This is a genomic window from Streptomyces sp. NBC_00829, from assembly GCF_045161795.1.
Lineage (GTDB): Bacteria > Actinomycetota > Actinomycetes > Streptomycetales > Streptomycetaceae > Streptomyces.
Genome location: NZ_CP108867.1, coordinates 6539825 through 6562728 on the forward strand (window position 1 = coordinate 6539825; position 22904 = coordinate 6562728).

Annotated in this window: 20 protein-coding genes; 9 read left to right on the top strand and 11 right to left on the bottom strand. The window is 71.2% G+C overall.

Annotated elements, in window-relative coordinates:
• Positions 1 to 124 precede the first annotated feature (124 nt).
• The 4 genes from OG293_RS29150 to hmgA form a co-directional block, all read right to left on the bottom strand.
• A complete protein-coding gene (locus OG293_RS29150; RefSeq protein WP_406001758.1) occupies positions 125 to 1318 on the bottom strand; it encodes a CaiB/BaiF CoA transferase family protein in 1194 nt (397 codons plus the stop codon).
• A 72-nt stretch (positions 1319 to 1390) separates the two neighbouring features.
• Positions 1391 to 2554 (bottom strand): type ISP restriction/modification enzyme, encoded by a 1164-nt coding sequence (locus OG293_RS29155; RefSeq protein ID WP_406001759.1) that lies wholly within the window; start codon positions 2552 to 2554, stop codon positions 1391 to 1393.
• A 32-nt stretch (positions 2555 to 2586) separates the two neighbouring features.
• The gene (locus tag OG293_RS29160; protein WP_406001760.1) at positions 2587 to 3336 is read right to left on the bottom strand and encodes a GntR family transcriptional regulator; all 750 of its coding nucleotides are present in this window, start codon (positions 3334 to 3336) and stop codon (positions 2587 to 2589) included.
• Between the two features lie 13 nt (positions 3337 to 3349).
• Positions 3350 to 4669 carry a homogentisate 1,2-dioxygenase gene (gene hmgA / locus OG293_RS29165; protein ID WP_406001761.1) on the bottom strand — a complete coding sequence of 440 codons (1320 nt, stop codon included), beginning with the start codon at positions 4667 to 4669 and terminating at the stop codon, positions 3350 to 3352.
• Between the two features lie 83 nt (positions 4670 to 4752).
• Between hmgA and OG293_RS29170 the strand changes: the two genes are divergently transcribed.
• The 6 genes from OG293_RS29170 (at position 4753) to OG293_RS29195 (ending at position 13641) form a co-directional block, all read left to right on the top strand.
• The gene (locus OG293_RS29170) at positions 4753 to 5367 is read left to right on the top strand and encodes a TetR family transcriptional regulator (RefSeq protein ID WP_406003745.1); all 615 of its coding nucleotides are present in this window, start codon (positions 4753 to 4755) and stop codon (positions 5365 to 5367) included.
• Between the two features lie 279 nt (positions 5368 to 5646).
• Positions 5647 to 7860, top strand: coding sequence for a molybdopterin oxidoreductase family protein (locus OG293_RS29175; RefSeq protein WP_406001762.1), 2214 nt, complete (start codon positions 5647 to 5649; stop codon positions 7858 to 7860).
• A 119-nt stretch (positions 7861 to 7979) separates the two neighbouring features.
• Positions 7980 to 9425 carry a CitMHS family transporter gene (locus OG293_RS29180; protein WP_406001763.1) on the top strand — a complete coding sequence of 482 codons (1446 nt, stop codon included), beginning with the start codon at positions 7980 to 7982 and terminating at the stop codon, positions 9423 to 9425.
• A 261-nt stretch (positions 9426 to 9686) separates the two neighbouring features.
• Positions 9687 to 11030, top strand: a complete 1344-nt coding sequence (locus OG293_RS29185) for an ABC transporter ATP-binding protein (protein ID WP_406001764.1) — start codon at positions 9687 to 9689, stop codon at positions 11028 to 11030.
• A 116-nt stretch (positions 11031 to 11146) separates the two neighbouring features.
• The gene (locus OG293_RS29190) at positions 11147 to 12541 is read left to right on the top strand and encodes an aldehyde dehydrogenase family protein (RefSeq protein WP_406001765.1); all 1395 of its coding nucleotides are present in this window, start codon (positions 11147 to 11149) and stop codon (positions 12539 to 12541) included.
• A gap of 20 nt (positions 12542 to 12561) precedes the next feature.
• Entirely contained in the window at positions 12562 to 13641 is a 1080-nt protein-coding gene (locus OG293_RS29195) for a zinc-binding dehydrogenase (protein ID WP_406001766.1), read from the top strand.
• Positions 13642 to 13794: 153 nt separating this feature from the next.
• Here the strand turns inward: OG293_RS29195 and OG293_RS29200 are convergent, their stop codons facing one another.
• On the bottom strand, positions 13795 to 14463 hold the full coding sequence (locus tag OG293_RS29200) for a TetR/AcrR family transcriptional regulator (RefSeq protein WP_406001767.1): 669 nt from the start codon (positions 14461 to 14463) through the stop codon (positions 13795 to 13797).
• A 239-nt stretch (positions 14464 to 14702) separates the two neighbouring features.
• On the opposite strand from OG293_RS29200, the gene OG293_RS29205 reads away from it, so the two are divergent.
• On the top strand, positions 14703 to 14990 hold the full coding sequence (locus OG293_RS29205; protein WP_406001768.1) for a YiaA/YiaB family inner membrane protein: 288 nt from the start codon (positions 14703 to 14705) through the stop codon (positions 14988 to 14990).
• A 94-nt stretch (positions 14991 to 15084) separates the two neighbouring features.
• The gene (locus tag OG293_RS29210; protein ID WP_406001769.1) at positions 15085 to 15711 is read left to right on the top strand and encodes a TetR/AcrR family transcriptional regulator; all 627 of its coding nucleotides are present in this window, start codon (positions 15085 to 15087) and stop codon (positions 15709 to 15711) included.
• A 78-nt stretch (positions 15712 to 15789) separates the two neighbouring features.
• On the opposite strand, the gene OG293_RS29215 is transcribed toward OG293_RS29210, so the two are convergent.
• Complete coding sequence (locus OG293_RS29215) at positions 15790 to 16251, bottom strand: MaoC family dehydratase (protein WP_406001770.1); 462 nt, start codon at positions 16249 to 16251, stop codon at positions 15790 to 15792.
• A gap of 110 nt (positions 16252 to 16361) precedes the next feature.
• Between OG293_RS29215 and soxR the strand changes: the two genes are divergently transcribed.
• The gene (soxR, locus tag OG293_RS29220; RefSeq protein ID WP_406001771.1) at positions 16362 to 16844 is read left to right on the top strand and encodes a redox-sensitive transcriptional activator SoxR; all 483 of its coding nucleotides are present in this window, start codon (positions 16362 to 16364) and stop codon (positions 16842 to 16844) included.
• Positions 16845 to 16913: 69 nt separating this feature from the next.
• On the opposite strand, the gene OG293_RS29225 is transcribed toward soxR, so the two are convergent.
• The 5 genes from OG293_RS29225 to OG293_RS29245 all read right to left on the bottom strand — a co-directional run bounded on the left by OG293_RS29225 (position 16914) and on the right by OG293_RS29245 (position 22715).
• Positions 16914 to 17990: an RNA ligase (ATP) gene (locus tag OG293_RS29225; protein ID WP_406001772.1), complete on the bottom strand. Its 1077-nt coding sequence runs from the start codon at positions 17988 to 17990 to the stop codon at positions 16914 to 16916.
• A 14-nt stretch (positions 17991 to 18004) separates the two neighbouring features.
• Positions 18005 to 18766: a 3-keto-5-aminohexanoate cleavage protein gene (locus OG293_RS29230; RefSeq protein ID WP_406001773.1), complete on the bottom strand. Its 762-nt coding sequence runs from the start codon at positions 18764 to 18766 to the stop codon at positions 18005 to 18007.
• Between the two features lie 179 nt (positions 18767 to 18945).
• Positions 18946 to 19557: a hypothetical protein gene (locus OG293_RS29235; RefSeq protein ID WP_406001774.1), complete on the bottom strand. Its 612-nt coding sequence runs from the start codon at positions 19555 to 19557 to the stop codon at positions 18946 to 18948.
• Between the two features lie 238 nt (positions 19558 to 19795).
• A complete protein-coding gene (locus tag OG293_RS29240) occupies positions 19796 to 21097 on the bottom strand; it encodes a serine-threonine protein kinase (protein WP_406001775.1) in 1302 nt (433 codons plus the stop codon).
• A gap of 379 nt (positions 21098 to 21476) precedes the next feature.
• Positions 21477 to 22715: an exo-beta-N-acetylmuramidase NamZ domain-containing protein gene (locus OG293_RS29245; RefSeq protein ID WP_406001776.1), complete on the bottom strand. Its 1239-nt coding sequence runs from the start codon at positions 22713 to 22715 to the stop codon at positions 21477 to 21479.
• Positions 22716 to 22904 lie beyond the last annotated feature (189 nt).

The following is a 22904-nucleotide window of genomic DNA, read 5'->3' on the forward strand; positions in this document are numbered from 1 at the left end:
CCGCTCGTCGGCCGCGTCGCCGCCGCGCTCCCCGCTCCGGGCGCGACGGCGTAGCCTCCGCGCATCTTCACCCCACCCCGATCCACCGGAACCCGCTGACCCGACCGGGCCGTTCGGCCCGCGCTCAGGCGACCACCCCGTCCCGGCGAAGCGCCGCCGTCCCCGCCTCGGTCGTTCCCAGGGCCCTCAGCAGCGCGTCGGTGTGCTCACCGAGCGCGGGCACCGCCCCCATCCGTGCCTCGTCCCCGCCCGGCAGGATGATCGGCGGCAGCAGGGCCCGCAGCGGTCCGGCCGGTGAGTCCACCTCGCGCCAGCGGTCGCGTGCCGCGAGCTGCGGGTGTTCGGCCACATCCGCCACGCTGTTGAGCCGTGCGCAGGCGATGCCCGCCGCCTCCAGACGCCTGATCGCCTCGTCGCGCCTCAGGGTCGCCAGCGCCCCGGCCACCACCGCGTCGGTCTTCTGCCGGTTCGCCGTACGGGCCGTGTTGGTCGAGAAGTCCGGGGCGTCCGCCAGTTCCGGCCGGCCGATGACCTGTTCGGCCAGCCGCCGCCACTCACGGTCGTTCTGCACGGACAGCAGCACCTGGCCGCCGTCGGCCGTGGCGTAGGCGTCGTAGGGGGCGATAACGGCGTGCGCGACCCCGGTGCGCGCCGGGGACTCACCTCCATGCATCCCGTGGTTGAGCGGATGCCCCATCCACTCCGCCAGCGAGTCCAGCATCGAGATCTCCACCGGGCCGCCGAGTCCGGTGGTGCCGCGCCGCAGCAGGGCGGCCAGCACTCCCGAGAAGGCGTACATCGCCGCCGCGATGTCGGCCGCGGGGATACCCGCCTTGACGGGGTGCTCGCTGGTGCCGGTGACGGACACCAGGCCGGCCTCGCACTGCACGAGCATGTCGTACGCGCGCTTGTGGGCGTACGGACCCTCGGCGCCGTAGCCGGAGATGTCCACGGCGACCAGCCGGGGGTGCGCGGCGCAGAGGGTGGCCGCGTCCAGGCCGAGCCGGGCCGCCGCGCCCTGGGCCAGGTTCTGTACGAACACATCGGCGTCGGCGACGAGCCGGCGCACGATCTCCAGGCCGCGGCGGTCCTTCAGATTCACCGCGATGGACTCCTTGCCGCGGTTGCACCAGACGAAGTGCGAGGCGAGCCCGCGGGCGGCGGTGTCGTAACCGCGCGCGAAGTCGCCCCCGTCGGGGCGCTCGATCTTGATGACGCGGGCACCGAGGTCGGCGAGCTGGCGCGTGGCGAAGGGCGCCGAGACGGCCTGCTCGACGGCGACGACCGTGATCCCGTCGAGGGGAAGAGGGTGGCTCATGAGCCGTGCCTACCGTGTACGTACCACCTTTGTCACCCCGGACCGCCGTTGGGTGCCCCGCCGCTGCGGGTCTCAGAGCAGCGCAAACTGTCCCTCGGGACCCTCTTCGTGGTGATCGAGAACGGATGCGGGGCGCCGCGCCGCAGCGGGCGGCGGGAGCACGCCGGGCAGCTCGGTGATCTCCGCCCCCACTTTCAGCTCCCGCTGCTCCTCATGAAGTTCGCTCATGAGGGCCAGCACGGTGATGAGCTCCAACAGCTCGGAGGTCCACTCCTGGGGCCACACCGCGGGACGGACCGCCTCCAGCGAACCGGGCTCGGCCGGGGCGCTACGGCGCTCGAACCACAGTTCCAGGACGCGTACGCCGCCGACATGGAAGTCCCAGGCCGCCGCGGGCACGGGCGAGATGCGGCCGTCACCCAGGCCGAGCGTCTCCTCCTCGGCGTCGTAGGAGATCGTGCGGGGCCGGGCAGGCACGGCGGCCCGCACATAGGGCCTGCGTCCCCCGGGCAGCCGGGGCCGCTCCCCACTGTGCGCACCCCTCAGCTGGACCTCGATCATGCGCCGGCCCAACTCGACGCCGGACAGCCATACCTCGGGGTCGGCCGGAAGCGGCACCACACATCCCGCCGACGACGGCTGGGCCGCCGCGACGATCCAGGCCACGGCCTCGCCCGCATCGACCTCGTGTCCGTAGCGGCTGCCGAGTTCGGACAGCAGCCCGGGGGCGAGATTGGGATCGGCACCACCCGGCCGCCGGTAGAGCGGCCTGATCCGGCCCGGCCGTCCGGCGGGGGAGTGCCCGTCGGGCAGGGGCGCCGAGACGCTGACGGCCGGGCCGGCGGACCGGGCCACCCACCCCTGCTCCACCACGAAGATCTGGTGCCCGTCGGCCACCCGCCACAACTCCGGCCGGGCCACGTCGATGAGCCGGTGGTCGGGTATCAGCCACTGCTCGTCGAAGGCGCCGTGCGACACCCGCACCGGCGCCGGGCAGGGGCCTTCCTCGCGTGCGAACCTGCCCGTCCCGGTGGACTGACCGGGCAGCTGACTGACGGCGCCGTGCGGTGTACGGGCACGGGTGCACCCGAAGAGCGCGTCCCGCGCCGCGCCCTCGGCCCGAACCACGGCATCCCAGCGCGCCTTGAGGGTGGCGGCGTCCGGAGCCATCACCCAGGGCCGCCCCAGCCGCAGGGGTGCGGTGCCCCAGGGCATCAGCTCGTCCAGCTTCGGCATGCCGAAATGCTAGCGGCGGGCCCCGAGGGGGTTCACTCCGCGTCGACGGTGACCGTGAAGGAGAAACGGTCCCCCCGGTACCGGATCCTTGCCACGTCCACCACGCGGCCCGCCTCGTCGTAGGTCACGCCCGTGTAGTGCAGGATCGGGCTCAGCAGCGGCACCTTCAGCAGCTCCGCCGTCGCGGGGTCGGCCAGCCGTGCCTCCACCGTGTCGGTGATCCGGCTGATCCGCACCCCCACCCCGTCCCGCAGCACCTTCGTCATCGGCCACCGCTCCAGGTCGGCGAGGTCGAGCCGGGCGGCGACGTCGGGCCGTACGGCGTTCTCCGCCCAGTTGCTCGGCTCGCCGCTCTCGCCGTCCCAGCGCAGCCGCCGGTACGTGACGACCTCGGCGGCGTCCGGGAAGTACTCCGCCAGTTCGCCCGGAACCGGCTCGGGGCCGTGCCCCAGGATCGTCGTCCGCTCGCCCGACTGCTGGGCCACGATCGCGTCGATCGAGCCCAGCAGCCGCCTCGGAGCACTCCGCCGCGCCCCCGGCTCGATGAAGGTGCCGCGCCGCCGGTGCCTGCTGATCAGGCCCTCCGCCTCCAGCTCCTTGAGCGCCTGGCGCATGGTCAGCACGCTGACGCCGTAGTGCGCGGCGAGCTGCTCCTCGGTGGGCAGCCGCAGCGACGCCTCGGGCGTCCGGCCCAGTATCGAGGCGCGCAGCGACTGCGAGACCTGGTACCACAGCGGCAGCTTGCGGTTCAGGACCAGCGAGTCGGGGGCGAAGGCGGTCACGGGGTACTCCGTACTACGACCTGAAGTGGCGCTCAAGACCCTGCCACACGTCGTCGTACCCCTGCTGCAGATGGTCGGCGTTCGCCGCCTGCCCGGTCGCGGTCAGGGGCCACCGCGTCTCGAACATGAACGCCAGCCCGTCGTCGATCTTCTGGGGCTTCAGCTCGGCGGCGCTCGCGCGGTCGAAGGTCTCCCGGTCGGGGCCGTGCGCGGACATCATGTTGTGCAGCGAGCCGCCGCCCGGGACGAAGCCTTCCGCCTTGGCGTCGTACGCGCCCTCGATCAGCCCCATGTACTCGCTCATCACATTGCGGTGGAAGTACGGCGGCCGGAACGTGTTCTCGCCGACCAGCCAGCGGGGCGCGAAGACCACGAAGTCCACTCCGGCGAGGCCGGGGGTGTCGCTCGGCGACGTCAGCACGGTGAAGATCGACGGGTCCGGGTGGTCGTACGAGATCGTCCCGATCACATTGAAGCGGTGCAGGTCGTAGACGTACGGCAGATGGTTGCCGTGCCAGGCGACGACATCGAGGGGCGAGTGGTCGTACGTCGCGGCCCAGAGGTTGCCGCAGAACTTGTTGACGACCTCGACCGGGCGCTCCACATCCTCGTACGCCGCCAGGGGAGCCAGGAAGTCCCGGGCGTTGGCCAGACCGTTCGCGCCGATCGGGCCCAGGTCGGGCAGCTGGAACGGCTGCCCGTAGTTCTCGCAGACGTAGCCGCGCGCGCTCTCGTCGAGCAGCTCCACCCGGAACCGCACCCCGCGTGGGATCAGTGCCACGTCGCCGGGGCGGGCGGCGAGCAGCCCCAGCTCCGTACGGAGCAGCAGGCCCCCGCGCTCGGGAACGATCAGCAGTTCGCCGTCCGAGTCGCTGAACACCCGCTCCGTCATGGAGGAGTTGGCGTGATAGAGGTGCACGGCCATGCCGGTGCGCTGGGTCGCGTCGCCGTTGCCGCCCAGCGTCCACAGGCCCGCGAGCCAGTCCGTCCCGGGCGCGGGCTCGGGCAGGGGGTTCCAGCGCAGCCGGTTGGGGTCCGGGACGGTCTCGGTGAAGGGCGCGCTGCGTACGCCGCCGTTGTCGATGCGGACGAACGGCGGGTGGGCGGCCGAGGGACGGATGCGGTACAGCCACGACCGGCGGTTGTGGGCGCGCGGCTCGGTGAAGGCGCTGCCGCTGAGCTGCTCCGCGTACAGCCCGAGGGGGGCGCGCTGCGGGGAGTTCCGCCCGTGCGGAAGCGCGCCCGGTACGGCCTCCGAGCTGTGTTCGTTGCCGAAGCCGGCCAGGTGTCCAAGGCCCTCGGCCGTCTTCCGCGCCTGCTCGATGCCGCTCATCGTCCGCTCCCGGTGCCGAAGGAATCCTATGCATCACCGTAGGATTGCCGGACCCGCCCCGTCAACGGGGACGGGACGGCATGATGGACGGCGTGTCCCACGCCCATCTCCGCCGTACGCCCGTCCAGCAGCGCAGCGCCGAGCGGCTCACCCGGATACTGGACGCCTGCGCCGGGCTCCTCGACGAGATCGGATACGAGGAGCTCTCCACCCGCGCGGTGGCGGCCAGGGCCGGGGTGCCCATCGGTTCCGTCTACCGTTTCTTCGGCAACAAGCGAGCGCTCGCCGACGCACTGGCCCATCGCAATCTGGACAGATACGCCGAGCGCATCGGAGGCCGTCTCGCCGAGCTCCCGGCGGGCGACTGGCGGGGTCTCCTCGACGTGGCGCTGGACGAGTACCTGGCGATGCGGCGGACGGTTCCCGGCTTCGCGCTCATCGACTTCGGCCACCGCGTCCCGGTGGGTGTGCCCGCGGCCGGAGCGAACCATCAGGTCGCCGACCGTCTCGCCGCGCTGCTCGCGCGGCATCTCGGGCGCGACGCCGACGCCGAGCTGAGGCGGGCGGTCCTGGTCTCGGTCGAGGCCGCGGACGCGCTGCTGCAGCTGGCGTCACGGATGGGGCCTCAGGGGGAGGGGGAGATCGTGGGGGAGGCCAGGGAACTGCTGCGGGCGTATCTGGCGCGGGTGCTGGACTGACCGGGGCGTCCGGGGCCGGGGACCGTTCGGCGGACACCGCCCGAAGGATGGTCCGGGGGCCCGGTCCTGCAACGAGCACCCCGTACGCGGTCCCGGCCCGGTCCTGAAACGAGCACCCCGCAGCCGGTCCGGGGGCCGGTCCCGAGGCGAACCCCGCACGCGGGGCGGGGCCGGTCCTGAGACGGACACCCGTACCGCTCAGGCCCTCCCATCCGTCCGTACCGGTCGGTATGCTCGGTGGAGATCCGCGCGCCACTGCCGTCGCCCCGGGGAGGGCCCATGTCCCGCACCGCCGATACCCGTACCGCCCTGCGCGTCTGCCCCCTCTGCGAGGCCACCTGCGGGCTGACCCTCACCATCGAGGGCAGTCGCGTCACCGGCGCCCGCGGCGACCGGGAGGATGTCTTCAGCCGGGGATTCATCTGCCCCAAGGGTGCGTCCTTCGGCGAGCTCGACGCCGATCCCGACCGCCTGCGCACCCCTCTCGTACGCGAGGACGGGGAACTGCGGGACGCGACCTGGGACGAGGCCTTCGACCTGATCGCGGCCCGGATCAGGCCGCTGATCGAGGAACACGGGCCGAACGCGGTCGCAGTCGTCCTCGGCAACCCGAACGTCCACACCATGGCCGGTGCCCTCTACCCGCCCGTGCTGCTCTCGCTGCTGCGCACCCGCAACCTCTTCACCGCCAGCACCCTGGATCAGATGCCCAAGCACGTCTCCAGCGGACTGCTCTTCGGCAACCCCTTCGCGATCCCCGTCCCCGACCTGGACCGCACCGACCATCTGCTGCTGCTCGGCGCCAACCCCTTCGATTCCAACGGCAGTCTGTGCACCGCCGCCGACTTCCCCGGCAAGCTCAAGGCGCTGCGCAAACGCGGCGGCACGCTCACCGTCGTCGACCCCCGCCGTACCCGCACGGCCCAGCTCGCCGACCGGCACGTCGCCATCCGCCCCGGCGCCGACGCCCTGCTGCTCGCCGCCCTCGCCCAGGTTCTGTTCGAGGAGGAGCTCACCGACCTCGGGCCGCTCGCCGCACAGGTCGAGCAGCTGGCCGAAGTCGAGCACGCCCTACGGGAGTTCACACCCGAAGCGGTCGCCGAGGCGTGCGACATGGACGCCGAGGAGATCCGTGCCATCGCGCGCGAGCTCGCCGCCGCGCCCACCGCCGCCGTCTACGGACGCGTCGGCAGCTCCACCGTCGAGTACGGCACCCTCGCCAACTGGCTGGTCGACGTGCTCAATGTGCTCACCGGCAACCTCGACCGCACCGGGGGCGCGCTGTTCCCCCTCGCCGCCACCGACCACGCCCCCCGCCCCGCCGCACCCGGCAAGGGCTTCACACTCGGACGCTGGACCAGCAGGGTCAGCGGCCACCCCGAGGCCAAGAGCGAACTGCCCATGGCCGCGCTCGCCGAGGAGATCGACACACCGGGCGACGGACGGATCCGCGCGGTGATCTCACTGGCTGCCAACCCGGTGCTCTCGGCCCCCGACGGCGACCGGCTCGACCGCGCGCTGGACGGCCTCGACTTCATGGTCAGCGTCGACCCGTATCTCAACGAGACGTCCCGGCACGCGGATGTGGTGCTGCCCCCGCCGCCGCCCTCCCAGAGCGCGCACTTCGACTTCGCGTTCAACGCCTTCGCCGTACACAACCAGGCCCGCTACAGCCCCGCCGCAGTGCCCCTGGACGAGGGCAGACTCGGCGAGTGCGAGATCCAGGCGCGGCTGGTACTGGCCGTCGGCGGCATGCACGGCGCGCCGCCCGAGGCCGTCGACGACCTGGTCATCGAGAACACCCTCACCAAGGCCGTCGCAGACCCCCACTCGCCGGTCCACGACCAGGACGTCAAGGAGCTGACCGCTCAGCTCGGCGGCAACAGCGGACCGGAGCGACGGCTTGACATGATGCTGCGCCTCGGCCCGTACGACCTCACCCTCGACACGCTTCTCGCGCACCCGCACGGCGTGGACCTCGGGCCGCTCCGGCCCCGGCTGCCGCAGGTGCTCAAGACCCGCAGCGGTCATGTCGAACTGCTGCCGGAGCCCATCGCCGCCGACCTGCCCCGGCTGAGGAGCGCCCTCGCCGGGCGGCCCGGCTCCCTGCTGCTGGTGGGACGCCGTCATCTGCGCTCCAACAACAGCTGGATGCACAACGTCCCCACGCTGAACGGCGGCTCCAACCGCTGCACCCTTCAGGTCCACCCGGCCGACGCGGCCCGGCTGGGACTGGAGGACGGCGCTTCCGCCCGTATCACCGCGGACGGAGGCCAGGTCGAAGCGCCCGTGGAGATCACCGACGCGGTACGGACCGGAGTGGTGAGCCTTCCGCACGGATGGGGACACAGCCGGCCCGGCACCCGGATGTCGGTCGCGGCGGCGCGTCCCGGAGTCAATGTGAACCAGCTGCTCGACGGCTCGCGGCTGGACCCGCTGTCCGGCACCGCAGTGCTCAACGCATTCCCCGTCGAACTGGCACCGGTGCGATGACCTGGGGTTTTGCTCTTATTGCTCACACGTCAACATCTTGTTAACGGCTCTTGGCGGAACCTAACGTCATCCGCACCGCCGCTCCGGTGGGAGTTCAAGGATGAACGTTAGGTGTCCCCATGCTGACAGTCCTCGGCTTTGCCATGATCGCGACCTTCCTGGTCCTGATCATGATGAAGAAGATGTCGCCGATCGCGGCGCTGGTCCTCATCCCGGCCCTCTTCTGTGTGTTCGTCGGGAAGGGGGCGCACCTCGGGGACTACGTCCTCGAAGGCGTCGGCAACCTCGCCCCCACCGCGGCGATGCTGATGTTCGCGATCGTCTACTTCGGCGTGATGATCGACGTCGGTCTCTTCGACCCGGTCGTCCGCGGGATTCTGCGCTTCTGCAAGGCGGATCCGCTGCGCGTCGTGGTCGGTACGGCCGTGCTCGCCGCGATCGTCTCGCTGGACGGCGACGGCTCCACCACCTTCATGATCACTGTCTCGGCGATGTATCCGCTCTACAAGCGCCTCAAGATGAGCCTGGTCGTGATGACAGGCGTCGCGGCCACCGCCAACGGCGTGATGAACACCCTGCCGTGGGGCGGCCCGACCGCCCGTGCGGCGACCGCGCTGAAGGTGGACGCGGCCGACATCTTCATCCCGATGATCCCGGCACTCGCGGTCGGACTGCTCTTCGTCTTCGTGCTCGCCTTCGTACTCGGCAGGCGCGAGCGCAAGCGCCTCGGACACCTCTCCCTGGACGAGGTCCTGGCGCCGGAGAGCGAGACCCTCCTGGTCAAAGCAGGTGGCGGCGACGAGAGCGCGAACGCGGCCGGCGGAACCGGCGGCGCCCCGGCCACCGGCGCCGGTGCGGCTCCCGCTTCCGGCGCTGGTGCCGCTCCCGCGTCCGGCACGGGCTCAGGCTCCGATGACGAGGGCTTCCAGGGCCTCGACCCGCACCGCGCCACCCTGCGCCCGGGGCTGTACTGGTTCAACGCCGGGCTCACCGTCGCCCTGCTCACCGCCATGATCATGGAGCTTCTCCCCATCCCGGTCCTCTTCCTGATCGGCGCGGCCCTCGCCCTCACCGTCAACTTCCCGAAGATGGCCGACCAGAAGGCCCGGATCGCGGCCCACGCCGAGAACGTCCTCAACGTCGCCGGCATGGTCTTCGCCGCCGCCGTCTTCACGGGCGTCCTCACCGGCACCGGCATGGTCAAGCACATGGCGGACTGGCTCGTCGGTGCCATCCCCGAGGGCATGGGCCCCCACATGGGCCTTGTCACCGGGGTGCTGAGCCTCCCGCTGACCTACTTCATGTCCAACGATGGCTTCTACTTCGGCGTCCTGCCCGTCCTCGCCGAGGCGGGCGCCGCCCACGGCGTCTCCAACCTGGAGATCGCCCGCGCGTCCCTGGTCGGCCAGGCCCTGCACATGTCGAGCCCGCTCGTCCCCGCGGTGTACGTCCTCGTCGGCATGGCCAAGGTCGAGTTCGGCGACCACACCAGGTTCACCGTCAAATGGGCCGCGCTCACCTCGCTGGTGGTGCTCGGCGCCGGAATCCTCTTCGGCATCATCTGATGCGGTCCAGGGGCCGGCTGCTGGGCCTCGCCATCGCCTTCGGCTTCGCGCAGGCGGCGGCCCTCGCCGCCCGGCAGCCGAGCCGCCCCGACCCCGGGGGGAGTGAGTGTGACCGGGGCCGTGGGCGGCCGTGCCCGTCGGCCGAAGACGGCTCCGTACAAAAAGCCCGGCCCCAACCTTCGCGCGACTCATTCCCTGACCGGGAGTAGTCGGCTAGTTTCAGGCGTCTCAGTCGCTCCCCCTCTTCCCAGGCGGAACCCTATGAGTCGCGCCATTTCTCTGCGAAGCGTCAGCAAGAGGTACGAACGAGCACAGCGCGCCGTCGACCGGTTCTCCCTCGACATCGAGCCCGGGGAATTCGTGGTGCTGCTGGGGCCTTCGGGCTGCGGCAAGTCGACGGTGCTGCGCATGATCGCGGGTCTGGAGGAGATCAGCGAAGGGGAGTTGCTGCTGGACGGGGAGTACGCGAACCACATGTCGCCCCGCGAGCGCGACATGGCGATGGTGTTCCAGAACTTCGCGCTCTACCCGAGCATGACGAACCGCGAGAACATCGGATTTCCGCTGCGTCTGGAGAATCCGCGGCTGGACAACGGCCCGCAGATCGAGGCCACGGCCCGGATGCTCGGCATCGAGGACGTCCTGGACCGCTACCCCAGCCAGCTCTCCGGCGGCGAACGCCAGCGGGTCGCCATGGGCCGCGCCATAGCCCGGCGGCCCTCCGTCTTTCTGATGGACGAGCCGCTGTCCAACCTCGACGCCAAGCTGCGCAACCATCTGCGGGCCGAAATCGCCCAGCTCACCGCCGAGTTGGGGGTGACGACGGTGTACGTCACACACGACCAGGCCGAAGCGATGTCGCTCGGTGACCGGGTCGCGGTGATGCGCGGCGGCGTACTCCAGCAGGTGAGCACCCCGCGCGAGACCTACGCCCTGCCAGCGAACGTCTTCGTCGCCGCGTTCATCGGCACGCCGCGGATCAATCTGCTCCAGGCCGTGGTCCACGCGGCGCTGGACGGCCGGATGTCCATCGACCTCGGCAGACAGCGGCTTCCGCTCCCCGAACCGCTCAGTACCGACCACCAGTTGCTCCGTATCCAGCAGGGCAGGCAGATCATCGTCGGACTGCGTTCCGAGGCCACCCGGATCGCCCCGCGCAGCCAGGCCCGCCCCGGCGAGGTCGCGCTGACCGGGCTCGTCGAGCACATGGAGTACCAGGGGCACGAGGCACTGGTGCACTTCAACACCGGCTCGCGGCCCGCCGTCGTCGCCGACCTGGAGTCGCCCAGACCCCAGGCCCCGGCGCGCCGCCGAAGAGGCAGGAGCGGTCAGGGCGTGCTCACCCGGATCAGGGAGCGCGCGGTGGCGCATGTCCCGGGATCCGCGGTGGCGCTGGACGATCCGGAGCCAGGCCCGGCGACCGTGGCCCCCGAGCGGCCCTCCGTGGCCACGAGCGACCTGGTGGTGCGCACCGGACCCGATGTCCGGCTGCGCACCGGCGCCCAGGTGCCGCTCCTGGTCGACCTCGCGCATCTGTATGTCTTCGACCAACACGGCCGCAGGATCTGCCCCACGCCGATGGACCTCCCGGGCCTGGACGCCTGAGGGTTCCCCGTACGCTCCGAGTACCTCTGGCGTCCGCTCCGAGTACCTCTGGCGTCCCAAAATTAACACCGCTAGTTTGAGGGGCGGACGACGTCGGCAGGTTCTGGAGGAGTGCGATGAAGGCCCACGACGGGATGTACATCGGAGGTCAGTGGCGGCCCGCCGCGGGCCCGGACACGATCGCGGTGGTGAATCCGGCGGACGAACAGGTCATCGCCCATGTCCCGGCGGGTACGGCGGAGGACGTCGACGACGCCGTGCGCGCCGCGCGCGAGGCGTTCCCCGGCTGGGCGGCCACGGCTCCCGCCGAGCGCGCCGCCGGGATCTCGGCCCTGCGCGATGTGCTCGCGGCCCGCGCGGAGGAGATCGCCGAGACGGTCACCGCCGAGCTCGGGGCCCCGCTCGCCCTGTCGCAGACCGTCCACGCGGGCTTGCCGGTCCTGGTCGCCGGCTCGTACGCGGAGCTGGCCGCCTCGTACACCTTCGAGGAGAAGATCGGGAACTCCACGGTGTTCCTGGAGCCGGTCGGTGTCGTCGGCGCGATCACGCCCTGGAACTATCCGCTGCACCAGATCGTCGCCAAGGTGGCTCCGGCGCTCGCGGCGGGCTGCACCGTGGTGCTCAAGCCCGCCGAGGACACCCCGCTGACCGCGCAGCTCTTCGCCGAGGCCGTGGCGGAGGCGGGGCTGCCGGCCGGGGTGTTCAACCTGGTGACGGGCCTCGGCCCGGTCGCGGGACAGGCTCTCGCCGCGCACGAGGGAGTGGATCTGGTCTCCTTCACCGGCTCCACCGCGGTGGGCCGCCAGATCGGCGCCACGGCCGGGGCCACCGTCAAACGGGTCGCCCTGGAGCTCGGCGGCAAGTCCGCCAATGTCATCCTGCCGAGCGCCGACCTGGCCAAGGCCGTCAAGGTCGGCATTGCCAACGTCATGTCCAACTCCGGCCAGACGTGCAGCGCGTGGACCCGGATGCTCGTTCACAAGGACCAGTACGACGAGGCGGTCGCCCTCGCCGTGGATGCGGTCGCGAAGTACGTACCGGGGGACCGGGTCGGCCCGCTGGTCAACGCCAAGCAGCAGCGGCGCGTACGCGGCTACATCGAGAAGGGCGTCGCCGAGGGCGCACGGCTGGTCGCGGGCGGCCCCGACGCACCGCACGAGAGGGGCTATTACGTAAGCCCCACGGTCTTCGCCGACGTCACCGAGGAGATGGCCATCGCCCAGGAGGAGATCTTCGGCCCGGTCGTCGCCCTGATCAAGTACGAGGACGAGGAGGACGCCCTCCGTATCGCCAACGGCACGGTCTACGGCCTGGCTGGCGCGGTCTGGGCCGCCGACGACGCGGAGGCCGTCGCGTTCGCCCGCCGGATGGACACCGGACAGGTCGACATCAACGGCGGCCGGTTCAACCCGCTCGCCCCGTTCGGCGGTTACAAGCAGTCGGGTGTCGGCCGCGAGCTCGGCCCCCACGGTCTGTCCGAATACCTTCAGACCAAGTCCCTCCAGTTCTGACGCAGGAGCAACGAACCCTCATGGTCCGCGCCGCCGTACTGCCCGCCGTCGGCTCTCCGCTGGAGATCGCCGACATCGCACTGCCCGAGCCCGGCCCCGGCCAGGTGAGGGTCCGCCTGGCCGCCGCCGGGGTCTGCCACTCCGATCTGTCCCTCTCCAACGGCACCCTGCGGGTGCCCACTCCGTGCGTCCTCGGCCACGAGGGAGCGGGCACGGTCGTCTCCGTCGGCGAGGGCGTCGCACCGTTCGCCCCCGGAGCCGAGGTCATTCTCAACTGGGCACCCTCCTGCGGGAGTTGCGACTACTGCGCGATGGGCGAGGTCTGGCTGTGCGTCGATGCCCTCACCGGTGCGGCCAACGTCCACGCCATCGGCGCCGACGGGACCGAACTGCACCCCGGCCTGAACGTCGCGGCCTTCGCCGAGGAGACCGTCGTCGCGGCGAACTGCCTCCTGCCCCTCCCGGACGGAGTCCCGCTCACCGACGCGGCCCTGCTCGGCTGCGCGGTGCTCACCGGGTACGGGGCGATCCACCACTCCGCCCGGGTTCGCGACGGTGAATCGGTCGTGGTCTTCGGCGTCGGCGGGGTCGGCCTCGCCACCCTCCAGTCGGCGCGGATCGCGGGCGCGGCGACGATCGTCGCCGTCGACATCTCCCCGGAGAAGGAGTCCCTCGCGCGGGAGGCGGGCGCGACCGAGTACGTCGTCGCCTCCGACAGCACAGCCAAGGAGATCCGGAAGCTCACCGGCGGCCGGGGTGCGGACGTGGCCGTCGAATGCGTCGGGCGGGCCACGACGATCCGTACCGCCTGGGAGTCCACCCGCCGGGGCGGACGCACCACGGTCGTCGGCATCGGCGGCAGGGACCAGCAGGTCACCTTCAACGCGCTGGAGCTCTTCCACTGGGGCCGCACGCTCTCCGGCTGTGTCTACGGCAACACTCACCCGGCACGCGACCTCCCGATCCTGGCGGACCATGTGCGCGCGGGCCGCCTCGACCTGAGCGCGCTGGTGACGGACCGGATCGGGCTGGACGGGATCCCGGCGGCGTTCGACACCATGCTGGCAGGCAAGGGGGGCCGGGCGCTGGTGGTCTTCTAGGGCCACTCGTTTGGATCTTGCCGGGCTCGGCCGCGTCCGTGACGCCCGCGCCCGCGACCTGATCCAGCACCGAATCCAGCGCGGAACCCGGCACGGCCCCGACGCGGAACCCAGCACCGAACCCAGCACCGAACCCACGGCGGAATCCGACACTCACTGTTCGGCCGTCGCCGAAGCGTCCTTTCGTGCCAGGGCCGCGTACTGCACGTCCAGGCCGTCGATCAGCGCCCGCAGGCCGGTCTCGAAGGCACCCTCGTCCACCTTCTGCTGCCGGTCGGCGAGCAGATGGGCCTGGCCGAGGTGCGGATAGTCGGACGGGTCGTAGGCCGTTTCGTCGTCGACGAAGCCACGGGCGAAGGAGCCGAGGGCCGATCCGGTGATGAAGTACCGCATCAGGGCGCCGATGGAGGTTGCCTGGGCCGGCGGCCAGCCCGCCCGGACCATCGCGCCGAAGACCGCGTCGGCCACCTTGAGGCCCGCGGGGCGACGGCCCGGTCCGCGCGCGAGCATGGGGACGGTGTTGGGGTGGGCCTTGAGGGCGGCGCGGTATGAGACGGCCCAGTCGTGCAGGGCCGTGCGCCAGTCGCGGCCGTCGTCCTCCCCGAACATCGACAGATCGACCTGGGTGCTGACCGCGTCGGCGACGGCGTCGAGGATCTCGTCCTTGTTGCGGAAGTGGTTGTACAGGGAGGGCCCGCTGACGCCGAGTTCGGCGGCGAGCCTGCGGGTGGAGACGGCGTCCAGGCCCTCGGAGTCCACGAGCGCGCTCGCCGTCTCGACGATGCGTTCTCTGCTGAGGAGGGGCTTGCGCGGGCGGGCCATGCGGCACATAGTAGGGCCTGCCGAGAAGAAACTAGCACTGGTAGTTAAAAGGAGGTGTGGCGATGAGCCTGGCGATGAACCTGGAGCTCGGTGAGGAGCAGAGAGCCGTCCGCCGGCTGGTCGAGTCTCCGCCTTCTGGGCCCGCGCAGCCTTCTGGGCCGGCCCTCCCTTCCCTTTGAGTACGTCCTGAGTACACGAGCGGATGTGGCCGGGGCCACATCCCGCCGATCCTGTCCCGCATGAGTGAGACACCGGTCAAACAGCAGAACACCGCGGCCTTCTACGGACAGGCCGTCGCCTCCTTCGTCGTGGCCCTGGCTGCCGTGGGCCTCGGCATCCTTCGCCTCGACGCAAGCTCCTGGGTGCGCGGCTTCCTCGCCATCGCCGTGCTCTATCTGACGACCTCCGCCTTCACTCTGGCCAAGGTGGTCAGAGACCGCCAGGAGGCCGGGCAGATCGTCAGCCGGGTCGACCAGGCCCGGCTGGAGAAGCTGCTGGCCGAGCATGACCCCTTCCATAAACTCTGATCAGATGATCAGAGACGGCGCTCCGGCCGGAAGCGCTAAGCGCTTGCTCACCGGCGGGGTATGGTGTTCGCCTGCTGAACGGAAGGGGCGAGCGATGAGCACGGCGGAGGACACGGCCGGCGAGGACATGCCGTGGGGCGAGGTCACGCCCGAAGCGGCAAGAAAGCTGCTGGTCGCCGCCGTCGAAGCCTTCGCCGAGCGGGGCTATCACGCGACGACGACCCGGGACATCGCGGGCCGCGCCGGGATGAGCCCCGCCGCGCTCTACATCCATTACAAGACAAAGGAAGAGCTGCTCCACCGGATCAGCCGGATCGGGCACGACAGGGCCCTTGAGGTTCTGGCGGCGGCGGCCGCGGGTGAGGGCACGCCCTCCGAGCGGCTCGCCGAGGCGGTGAGCTCCTTCGTCCGCTGGCACGCGGGGCGGCACGACACCGCGCGCGTGGTGCAGTACGAACTCGACGCGCTCTCCGAGGAGCACCGGACCGAGATCATCGGGTTGCGGCGGCGCAGCGACGCCGTTGTGCGCGAGATTCTGCGCGACGGCGTGGAGTCGGGGGAGTTCGACGTCCCGGACGTGCCCGGCACCACGCTGGCCGTGTTGTCGCTCTGCATCGATGTGGCGCGCTGGTTCAACACCCAGGGGCGTCGCACGCCCGACGAGGTCGGCGCGCTCTACGCCGACCTCGTCCTGCGCATGGTCTCCGCCGAGACGAAGTAGCGGGCTCGGCAGAAGCGGCGGGCCTCGGCGGCGGCGGACCTCAGCGGAGGCAGCGGACCTCGCACGAGGCGGCGGACCTCAGAAGAAGTAGCGGGACACCGACTCGGCCACGCACACCGGCTTGTCGCCGCCCTCACGCTCCACGGTGACGAGGGCGGTCACCTGGACGCCACCGCCCGCGTCCTCCACGTTCTGCAGGACCGCCGTGGCGCGAAGCCGCGAGCCGACCGGTACGGGGGAGGGGAAGCGGACCTTGTTGGTGCCGTAGTTGAGGCCCATCTTCATGCCCTCGACGCGCAGCACCTGCGGGACGAGGACCGGCAGCAGCGACAGGGTGAGATAGCCGTGCGCGATCGTCGTCCCGAACGGGCCGCTCGCCGCCCGCTCCGGGTCCACATGGATCCACTGGTGGTCGCCGGTCGCGTCCGCGAAGAGATCGATCCGCTTCTGCTCGATCTCCAGCCAGTCGCTGTGCCCCAGTTGCTCGCCGACCCCGGCGCGCAGCTCGTCGGCGGAGGTGAAGATCCTCGGCTCGGCCATGTCCTGCTCCCTGTGTCTCGTCCCTGCCGGACATCACTGTGTCTAAGCGCTTGCTCAGCATGGTTGGACGGGCGGCGTCCTGTCAACGGACGGCCAGTAGGGTTCGAGGAGTGCCACAGATTCCAGAGAAGATTCACGAGCTCACGGTCGGCCAGCTCGCCGCGCGCAGTGGCGCCGCCGTGTCCGCCCTGCACTTCTACGAGTCCAAGGGCCTGATCAGCAGCCGCCGGACCAGCGGAAACCAGCGCCGCTACAGCAGGGACACGCTGCGGCGGGTGGCGTTCGTCCGCGCCGCGCAGCGCGTCGGCATCCCGCTCGCCACCATCAGGGAGGCGCTCGCCCAACTGCCGGAGGAGCGCACCCCCGACCGTGACGACTGGGCGCGGCTCTCCCATGCCTGGCGGGCGGGGCTCGACGAGCGCATCCAGCGGCTCGGCCGGCTCCGCGACCATCTCACCGACTGCATCGGCTGCGGCTGTCTCTCCCTGAGGACCTGCGTCCTGTCCAACCCGGACGATGTCTTCGGCGACCGGCTGACCGGCTCGCGACTGCTGCCGGAACGCCGCAGCGCCGCGAGCCCGTCCGCCGACTGAGGACGCGACCGGGAAGGCGGGGGCCCGCACCCCCGTGACAGGCCCACTGCCCTCCCGGCCGCGCCGGTCCTACTCGTACTCCGTGCCGCCCTTGCGGGTGAGATAGGCGGGGCTGACCGCCTTGGCTATCGCCCTGCCACCCACCACCGGGCTGTAACGCTCGGGCACGGGACGGATCACGACGCCCTCGCGCAGATGCAGCTCACGTCCGGACACGGTCTCCCGGCCGCTCGCCAGCTCCAGTACGCGGTCGATGTCGTACGGCCCCTCGTACAGCCGTGGGACCAGCGGCAGTTCACCCTCCAGCAGTTCGGCCGCATCCAGCCAGACGACCTGGCCGTCGATCTCCGCCGACACGTCGAAAACGGCGTAACCCAACTCCTCGGAACGGGCGTTGGCCCCGTAGGACAGGTCCTGCACGCCGGCGCCGAACACCTCGCCGAAGATCCCGACGCGGCTTGCCCCCAGCTTCTCGGCGAGGCGTGCCGCGGCCTCCGGGACGCCATGGCCGAGGACCGCGCGCCAGTACAGATTGCGCGGGTCCTCCTGGAGAGCCAGCCCCTTGGAACCGAAGCCCTTCGACGACACCTGGACCCGGCCGGGACCCTCCTCCGCGGCGGCGTACGTCAGCAGACAGGCCGAGCCGTGCAGCTTCTCGGTGAGCACCACAGGCTCCCCCGCCTCGAAGATCGCGGGAAAGCGCTGGATGTTCTCGATGTCGACCCAGGGAAGCAGACCGGGCGCCCGTTCCACATCGCCGTCCATCGTGGGCGGGATGGGCGGGCACCACTTGGCGATGGACAGCAGTTCGGCGAAGTCCGTGCCGTCGGCGGCGGCCTGCGCCAGATCCACGTCCGCGAGCGCCCGAGGCCTGCACACGATGCCCTGGGACAGCTCGCCGCGCAGCCGCACCGCCTTGACCCGGTTGGCCGCCCCTCCGGCCAGCCGCCCGGTCAGACCCAGTTCCTCGATCAACGTGTCGGGAAGCACGGCCTGTTCGGGGATGTAGAGCGCGGCGTCACCGCTGACATAGGCGCCCTTGGCGACCACGGCGCGGTACAGGCCCACCTGGGCCAGTTCGAGCGCGTCGGCGTTCGGATGCTCATGGACGGTCAGCAGTTCTGCGGTGACACGCAGCGTGGACATCGGCGTCTCCTCGGTTACGGATCTCCGCCACCACTGTGCGGGCCGTGGCCCCGTGGCGGCCACCGAATATCGAGCGGGCCACGGGCCGCGCGAACCAGTTCGGCGTTGGAGGCGGCACGCCGTCCGTCGGGGAGGAAGAGCACGTCCTCCAGCCCGATCCGGGTGTCCAGGCCCGAAGCCAGCGCGTGGCGCAGCACCGGCCACGCCCCGCCGTCCTCGCCGTGCAGCAGCACCGGCACACCACGAACCGCGGCGAGTTCGGCGAGGAGGGAGCGCGCCGACTCCTCGGCCGTGTCCGGGTCGGTGTCCATCACCTCGGCGAGCACCCGCAGGGCGCGCGGAGCCGACGTGGAGGCGAGGAAACGCCGAGGCCCGTCGGTGCCCGACCACAGCCCCGCCTCCACCGCGACACCGCGCTCCATGAGTGCTGCCGCGACCGACTCGGCTCCCGGCTCGTGCCAGTTCACCGAGGCATGGTCGGGCAGGACCGTCCAGGAGCGCACGCGGTCCACCCTGCGTCCGGGATCCGGCTCGGCCCACGCTCCGGTGGAGACACCGACGGGTACGTCGACCACGGCCCGGATCGCCGTGAGTGCCTGGGCCACGGCGCGCGGCGAGAGCGTGTCGTCACCGCAGGGGGTCTTGGGGTGTACATGCACCTCGGCCGCACCGGCGGCGACAGCGCCGGCCGCGGACTCGGCCATCGCTCCGGGGGACAGCGGCACGGCTGCGCCGTCGGCGGCCGACCGGGGCCCGTTCAGACAGACCTGGATCATGCGCTCAAGAGTGCCCGACGCCACTGACAACGCGGTACGCCTGACGGCCCGGCACGGCCCGTACGGACAACCTGCGCCGCGCCGGTGGCGCGGCGCGTCCCCCGACCGCCGGACAGGCAGCACTTCACCCCTCCGGCGATCGAGGAGCGGGCCCGGGGCGGGAGCCCCCGGCAGGGACTTCAGGCCACCGACGCCAGCGCCTTGCGTCCCGCCCGCTTGGCCGCCGCCACGGCCTCGGACGTCAGAACCGGCTGCGGCACCACGATCCCGCAGCCTGTGCAAACCGGCCCGAACCACGGCTCGTTCGCGAGGTCCTGCCGCCACACGATGTGCGTTCCCCCGCACACCGGGCAGCCTGCACCGGGCTCGGCCTCCAGTGCGGAAATCAGTTTCCGCAGCACCTCGTCGAGCGGTGCCGCCGGATGGGCGCGCGGGCGGGCGCAGCGCGCGACCCCGTAACCGCCCCAGGTCCGCCGGTGCCAGTCGTCGATGGACGCCGGCCGCCGCAGCCCTTCGTGCTTCTCCCGTTTGCGGCGGTCCGCGAAACTCTCCTCGTACGCGAGCCAGACGGCCCGCGCCTGCTCCAACTCTTCGAGCGCGGCCACCAGCCGCACAGGATCGGGCGCACGGTCCTCGGGTTCGATGCTGTGCCTCGCGCACAGATGATCCCAGGTTGCCCGGTGCCCATAAGGGGCAAATCGTTCCAGGCACTTGCGGAGCGAATAGCGCCGAAGCGCCAGATCGCACCGCGCGTCGCGCACCTGTCTCGCAAGACTCCGGAAACCGGCCATCGCACTGCCACCTCCGTCACGGGTACATCGGCGTCGAAGAATGGACGTACGAGTACCCGATCCGGCTCCATCGAATATTCGATGGGTGTCATCACTATCCGGTGGTGGCCGTCCGAGGGACGTGGCCTAAGATGCCCCGCCGTCCTCGCGGCGCGGCCCGCCGTGGGGTCCGTGGGGCGAGGCGGGCGCCGTGCCGCGATCCGGAAGAGGTGACGCATGTCGCGGACGCCCGGGAAGCTCAGCGTCCGATGCGGCCCGCCGCCAGCACCACGCGGGCCAGCTCCGTATGGCAGATGTCGCTGTGCGCACCCGAGGGCGGGCCGCCGCGCCGCACCACGGCCGCCGTGTCCACACTCACGCACCCCGAGCCCGGAATCCCGTGGACCAGCGCCTCGTCCAGGGTCAGCCTGGTCAGCGGTGCGACGGCCTGGATGCCGTCGTGGCCGATCGCCCACCACCGCTTGTCGAGGCCGACCGCGTTCGCGTCGTCCCCGGCCAGGCTGGAGGCCAGCGGATAGATCACCCCGAGGGCGCTGTCGTGCCGTGAGTAGCATGCCACGACCGGTCCGTCGACGCGGTGCTCCATGGCGCGCAGGGCACCGCCGCTGTGCGGCGCGTGCGGCAGATGCGCAGCAAACGCGTAGTGGGAGAACGCTCCCTGAAGGAGAGTCACCGACTTCACGTTGTGCACGCCGTCCGGAAGGCCGCGGAGCGCGAAGGAGACGAGCCGCGCCCCCTGACTGTGCCCGACCAGATGCACCCGCACACCGGGGGACGAGCGGCCGAGCTGCCCGAGCAGTGGCCCGAGCCCCCGCTCGCCCACTGTCCCGGCGCGCCGTTTCATCGCGTAGTACGTCGTCTGCCGCAGCAGTTCCTTCGCGCCCCTCCACACCTTCTTCAGACCCCCGCCGATGGAGAACGATGGGAGCGCCGGCTCCTTCTCCGTCACCTCCACGCTCTCCTCCAGAGCCAGTGCGAACCTGCGGCACATCGTCAGGGAGTCCTCGAACAGCACGGCGGGGGGACCCTGCTCGTCGTGCGGCACATCGTCCGTGAAGGGGCTCTCCAGACCACCGGCCGGTGCCTCCGCCAGCCGGCGCGCCAGCGCGCCGAACTCGGCGAAGGCGGCCTCCGACTCGGGCTGTTCGTCGAGCAGTCGCGCCAGCCGCTGCACGGTCGCGTCGTGCCCGGGGAAGAGTTCCACCAGGGCGTCCTGCGTCGCCGTGTCCAGCGTGAAGTCGTCCGGATCCGCGAGCGCGGACGGCCGGAAGTCGGGAACCGGCTCGTCCGTGAACTTCATCGACGGCCAGACGACCCCCACGTAGCCCAGCCGCACCCCGTCGCCGACCAGTCCGGGAAAGGGCGCGAAGAAGGACGAGTACAGCCGGCCCGCGACCGACGGCGAGTTGTTCCATCCATGCGCGAACATCACCAGATCGGTGACATCCATTTCAGCCAGACGATCGCGCTGCGCGGCGTTCACATCGCCGTCCTTGTCGAAGGTTATTTCGCGGTACGGCTCCACGCTCATTTCCGGCATGACCGGCCCTCCCCGTTTTTGTCCGCTGATGGCACAGCATCCTGCGGGAAGGGAGGAACGGCCATACCCACGGCGGTCTTCGGTCGAGGCCGGTCGAGGCCGGTCGAGGCCGGTCAGAGCCGGTCGGTGGCTTCGACACGGCGGAGACGGATCGGCACGTCGTACGTCGCTCCGAGCCGGACCGGCTCGGGCCCGGCCGGCCACGCGTTGCCGATGGTCCGGGTCTGCCTGACCACATCAAGCCAATCACGGGCCACTACGGGTGCGGAAACGCATGTCCATGGAGTAGTCGCGACGCGCGACCCGCTCCGCGCCGCGGGCACGCAGGGTCGCCTCGTTGCTGCCCCGCGTCGGCCCCCGGCCCGGGTGCGGATTGCCGTCAGTACCGCAGGTACTTCTTCCGTACGGCCCTGAACGCGGTGAGCTCGCGCTGCCAGGCCGCCACCACCTCGGCCGTCCCCGCTCCCGCGTCGATCATCGTCCGCACCCGCGTCGACCCGGTGAGCTTGTCGATCCAGTTGTCGGGCCGCCACGCGAAACCGCTCCACGCCCGCTTCGCCGTCACCAGGAGTCCGATTCCGGTCCGCACCGGGTCGTACGCCCGGCGGTCATGGACGTGTAACTGGACCCCGCCGACCGTCTTCCCCTGGAACTTCGAGAACGTCGGCGCGAAGTACGCCTCACGGAAGTGGACGCCCGGCAGCTCCAGCGCGTTCGCGGCCGACGCCCAGGCACGGTCGACACCGTCGGCGCCCAGCAGCTCGAAGGGGCGGGTCGTGCCGCGGCCCTCGGACAGATTGGTGCCCTCGAAGAGGCAGGTGCCCGAGTACACGAGCGCCGTCTCCGGTGTGGGCATGTTCGGACTGGGCGGGACCCAGGGCAGGCCCGTCTCGTCGAAGAAGTCCGACCGCTGCCAGCCCGACATCCGTACCGTCTCCAGCTCCACCGGACGGCTCAGGAACTCGCCGTTGAAGAGCAGCGCCAGCTCGGTGACCGTCATGCCGTGCGCCTGCGAGATCGGTTCGCGGCCGACGAACGTCGCGAACGCCTTGTCGAGGACGGGGCCCAGTGCCGCCCGGCCCGTCACGGGGTTGGGCCGGTCGAGGACCACGAAGCGCTTGCCCGCGAGCGCGGCCGACTCCATGCAGTCGTAGAGCGTCCAGATGTAGGTGTAGAAGCGCGCGCCGGCGTCCTGGATGTCGAAGACGACCGTGTCCACGCCCGAGGTGGTGAAGATGTCGGCCAGGGCCTGCCCGCTCTTCGTGAAGGTGTCGTACACCGGCAGGCCGGTCGCCGGGTCGTCGTAGCGGCCCTCGGAGCCGCCCGCCTGGGCCGTGCCGCGGAAGCCGTGCTCGGGCCCGAAGACGGCGACCAGGTTCACCCGGTCGTCGGCGTGCATCACATCCACGATGTGCCGCACGTCCTGGGTGATCCCGGTCGGGTTGGTGACCACCCCGACCCGTTCGCCGGTCAGGGACGAGTAGCCGCTCGCGGCCAGCCGGTCGAAACCGGTACGGACCCGGCCGCGGCCCGTGTGCGCCGCTGCCGCCGAAGACGTCGCGGCCAGCGCGCCCACCGCGCCGCCGGCGGCCAGCAGACCCCGTCTGGACAGGCTCATCGGGTTACCTCCGTGATCGCTGTCTGTCATGGCCACGCACGCTAGCGTGCACGGCGGGCGTACGGAACGATTGCGGCGGCGCGGCTCACCCCGCCGCCCCTTCCGCCGATCTCCTGGATCAGCCGCGGGTTCGCGCCCTCTTCCCCAGCGACATACCGACTGGTTAGTCTGCTATTGAGGTCGGCACGC